This is a genomic window from Pseudomonas sp. NPDC089741 (assembly GCF_044748825.1).
In the GTDB taxonomy this organism is placed as follows: Bacteria; Pseudomonadota; Gammaproteobacteria; order Pseudomonadales; family Pseudomonadaceae; genus Aquipseudomonas; species Aquipseudomonas helmanticensis.
Map to the genome: position 1 here is coordinate 35,689 of NZ_JBIVGT010000021.1, position 4,018 is coordinate 39,706.

At 58.3% G+C, this 4,018-nt stretch carries 2 protein-coding genes, 4 tRNA genes and 1 pseudogene (1 of these 7 cut by a window edge); 2 read left to right on the forward strand and 5 right to left on the reverse strand.

Features of this window, described 5'->3' with window-relative positions; all coding sequences use genetic code 11:
* A pseudogene (locus tag ACIPZE_RS19240) lies at window positions 1–156 on the reverse strand (FKBP-type peptidyl-prolyl cis-trans isomerase); the annotation flags it as partial.
* Window positions 157–342: 186 nt separating this feature from the next.
* Here ACIPZE_RS19240 and ACIPZE_RS19245 point away from each other — a divergent pair.
* Entirely contained in the window at window positions 343–2,151 is a 1,809-nt protein-coding gene (locus tag ACIPZE_RS19245) for a di-heme-cytochrome C peroxidase (RefSeq protein WP_400774618.1), read from the forward strand.
* A 29-nt stretch (window positions 2,152–2,180) separates the two neighbouring features.
* A complete protein-coding gene (locus tag ACIPZE_RS19250; protein ID WP_400774683.1) occupies window positions 2,181–3,317 on the forward strand; it encodes a catalase family protein in 1,137 nt (378 codons plus the stop codon).
* 214 nt (window positions 3,318–3,531) lie between these two features.
* Here the strand turns inward: ACIPZE_RS19250 and ACIPZE_RS19255 are convergent.
* From ACIPZE_RS19255 to ACIPZE_RS19270, 4 genes are all read right to left on the reverse strand, one after another.
* Window positions 3,532–3,608 (reverse strand) — tRNA-Asp (locus ACIPZE_RS19255).
* A gap of 19 nt (window positions 3,609–3,627) precedes the next feature.
* Window positions 3,628–3,703 (reverse strand) — tRNA-Val (locus ACIPZE_RS19260).
* Between the two features lie 200 nt (window positions 3,704–3,903).
* Window positions 3,904–3,980 (reverse strand) — tRNA-Asp (locus ACIPZE_RS19265).
* Window positions 3,981–3,999: 19 nt separating this feature from the next.
* Window positions 4,000–4,018 (reverse strand) — tRNA-Val (locus tag ACIPZE_RS19270); it runs 65 nt beyond the window's last position.

Consider the following 4,018-nt stretch of genomic DNA (forward strand, 5'->3'; position numbering starts at 1 on the left):
GCCCCCCGCCCCACACCCCGCGCCCACCCGGCTAACCAGCCCAACCGCCGCCGCCACCCGCTGCTGTTTCATGCTATTTCCTTGTTCATGCGCCGAAAGGGCAATCGAGTAAAGCCGCGAGCTTATCAGGCCGCCACGACCAATGGCTACCGGCATGAGAGCAGGAATCTTCCGATAAGTTCAGGGATTAAAACGCATTTGGCTAAAGCCATGATGAAGCTTCTGTCATCTGCACCGGAGAACAACAGACTCCGGTTCCCACAGCATCTGGCGTAATGGCCACTTGCCGCATCGGGTCTGGCTCAGGCATAACAGCGCAACAAATCGACAAGGATGTTTATCTTGCGCCTCTTATTCCGTGTTCTGACCCTGATCGTGGTGCTGCTGGGACTCATCCTGGCGGTGGTTGTCTATTACGTCGCCAACCCGAAATTGCCCTTCTACACCCCCGTACAACAGGTGCATTACCTGAATCAATGGAGTGAAGAACAGCGGCAAACCTATTACTTCACGCCCCAAGGCACCCAGGTCAAAGGCCTGCGTTACGAATGGTTCCAGGCATTGGAGCTACCCTTTTCGGAGCAGCGTTTCGCCGCCCCCGAGTACCTCGCCCGGTTTGGTTTTTTGATCGATCCGCAGCAGCGGGCCACGCCGAATAACCCGGCCAATCTGCCGCCAGGTTTTGCCCGGCATCAGAATCCCGGCAGTTCCGAGCAATATCTGGACATAACTTGCGCCGCTTGCCACACCGGCGAATTGCATTTCAAAGGCCAGGCTGTGCGCATTGATGGCGGCACGGCGCAGCATGTCTTGCCGTCCAGCGTTCCTACATTACGCGGTGGCAGTTTCGGACAAGCATTGGTCGCCAGTCTGACCTCGACATACTTAAACCCTTGGAAATTCGAACGTTTCGCCCGCAACGTACTGGGTGATGAGTACGACGCGCGCCAGGCGCAACTGCGCAAGGACTTCAAAGGCTCGTTGGACACCTTCCTCAAAGTCGCCTGGAACGACACCCATCGCGGCCTCTACCCGACCGAAGAAGGTCCGGGGCGCGCCGATGCATTCGGGCGAATCGCCAATGCCACCTTCGGCGATGCCATTTCTCCCGCCAACTATCGGGTGGCCGACGCGCCGGTGGATTACCCGCAATTGTGGGACATGTGGACGTTTGACTGGGTGCAATGGAACGGTTCGGCGCAGCAGCCGATGGCGCGCAATATCGGTGAGGCGCTCGGCGTCGGCGCTACCCTGAATTTCTTCGACGCCAATGGTCAGCCCCTGCAAGGCGATGAGCGCTACGCCTCCAGCGTTCGTGTGCGCGATTTGCACAAGATCGAGCAAACCCTGCAAAAACTTCAGCCGCCGGCCTGGCCGGAAGACCTGTTTGGTGCCGTCGACAAGCCTCTGGCTGCCAAGGGCCGTGCGCTGTTCAGCGAGAACTGCGCTGGCTGCCACGTCCCGCGCCAGACCCGTGAAGGTGAGCGCTGGGTGCAGCATTTGCACATGTTGCCAGTCGATGTGATCGGCACCGATCCCAACGCTGCCAACAACATTGCCAGCCATCGTTTCGACCTGACGCCGCTGCAATGGGATCTGCAAGAACTGGAAAAGATGGACGTCAAACTGCACCCGACACCCAAGGAACCGCTGGATCTGAGCCAGTTGTCGGTCGCCAAGGGACTGGCTTACGTCACCGCATTCGTCGAAAACCGCGCCTATCGCGAAGCCAATGTCACGCCGGAAGAAAAGCCCGACCTCGATGGCTTTGGCCTGCCGATCGGCGTGCGCGAAAAAGTCTCTTATAAGGCACGGCCACTGGCTGGCGTCTGGGCCACCGCGCCGTTTCTGCACAACGGTTCGGTGCCGAGCATTTATCAGTTGCTGTCGCCGCAGGATGAGCGCGCGAGCACGTTCTATAAAGGCACCTTCGAATACGATCCACGGCATCTGGGTTATCGCACCGAAGCCTTCGCCAATGGCTTTCTGTTCGACACGCGCATCAGCGGCAACCACAACAGCGGTCATGAGTTTCGTGCTGGCGCACAGGGCAATGGCGTCATCGGGCGACTGTTGCAACCCGAGGAACGCTGGGCGTTGCTGGAATACCTGAAAGTCCTCGGCGGCCCACTGGAGGCGCAATTGCCATGATCCTGCCCACCTTCAAGAAAGAACTGCCGATGCTTGCCCGACTCTGGTTGTGGCTGGGACGATTGCTCGGCAAAGTCCTGCTGCTCCTGCTCGTAATCGGCCTGCTCGGCTGGGCCATCGCCACCGCGTGGTTTGCCTGGCAGCATCGTGGGCCGGTGTCGACGCTGGAGCAGATTCCACCCGGTGAAGCGGCGATGACTCAGGACGTGATCCAGACGGCTGTGCGCATCGTCGATCAACACCGCGAACCCACGCGGTATCTGCGCGATGCGCATGCCAAGGCGCATGGCTGTGTGAAGGCTGAAGTGCGCGTGCTGCCGGAACTGGCGCAATCACTGCGCCAAGGGGTATTCAGCGAGCCGGGGAAAGCCTGGCAGGCGATGATTCGTCTCTCGAATGGCAATGCTTACCCGCAATTCGACAGCATTCGTGATGCGCGGGGCATGGCGATCAAATTGCTCGATGTGCCGGGCAAACAGCTGCTGGGGGACCGTCAGGAGCGCCGCGAACAGGATTTCGTGATGTTCAGCCATCCGAACTTCTTCGTCAGCGATGTCGCCGAGTACCGCCAGAATGTCGCGGCTCAGGCTGACGGCAAAAAGGTCATGGCGTTTTTTCCGGGCTGGGATCCACGCACCTGGCAGATTCGCCATTTGTTCATTGCGCTGGCAACCCTGTCACCGCCGCCGGACAGCCCGACCGGGACGACCTACTTTTCGGTATCGCCCTACAAATTTGGCGAGGCCAATGCGAAGTTTCGAGTGATGCCGGATCCCGACAACTGTCCGCTTTACAACCTGCCCAAGCAGAATCATGAGCTGCCGAACTTCCTGCGCAGTGCGCTGAATCAGCAATTGTCGACGGATCGGGTGCCGGCGTGTTTCGTCCTGCAGATCCAGCGCCAGGATGCGAACACCTACATGCCGATCGAAGACACCAGTATTGAATGGCGCGAGCAGGACTCACCCTTTGAAACCGTGGCGCGGATCACCCTGCCACCACAGGACTTCGATACGCCGGCGTTGAATCTTGCGTGCGACAACCTGTCGTTCAATCCGTGGTTCGGAATCGAGGCGCATCGACCGATTGGCGGGATCAACCGCTTGCGCAAAGCGGTGTATGAGGCGGTGAGCGACTACCGCCATCGCCAGAATGCCAGCCAGTAACTGCGTTGCCCCCCTGTAGGAGCTGTCGAGTGCAACGAGGCTGCGATCTTTTGATCTTCTGATCTTCTGATCTTCGGAGAGCAAGATCAAAGGATCGCAGCGTGCCGCAGCTCCTACAGGGGTTTGGTGATTTTGTTGAATCGCAGACAGCAAAAAGCCCGCACAAGGCGGGCTTTCTGTGGACTCTGGCGTTCAGTGTTCCAGATTCCGAATATGGCGCAGCGGACGGGACTCGAACCCGCGACCCCCGGCGTGACAGGCCGGTATTCTAACCGACTGAACTACCGCTGCGCGAAACGCTTGAAACGAATGGTGGGTGATGACGGGATCGAACCGCCGACATTCTGCTTGTAAGGCAGACGCTCTCCCAGCTGAGCTAATCACCCTTCGCTTCGTTACGGGACGCATTATGCCACAAATTTTCGTAAAGTGTTGATTTAATTGAAGTTTTTTTCAAATAAATCCGAAAACCGGTAAAACGACACATCCCGCAGGTACAACTGTTCAAACCTTGAGGCAGAAAAAAACCCGCTTCAGCGGGTTTTTCCGTGGTGACCTGGCGTTCAGTGGTCCAGGTTACCTAATATGGCGCAGCGGACGGGACTCGAACCCGCGACCCCCGGCGTGACAGGCCGGTATTCTAACCGACTGAACTACCGCTGCGCTAAACACTTGAAACGAATGGTGGGTGATGACGGGAT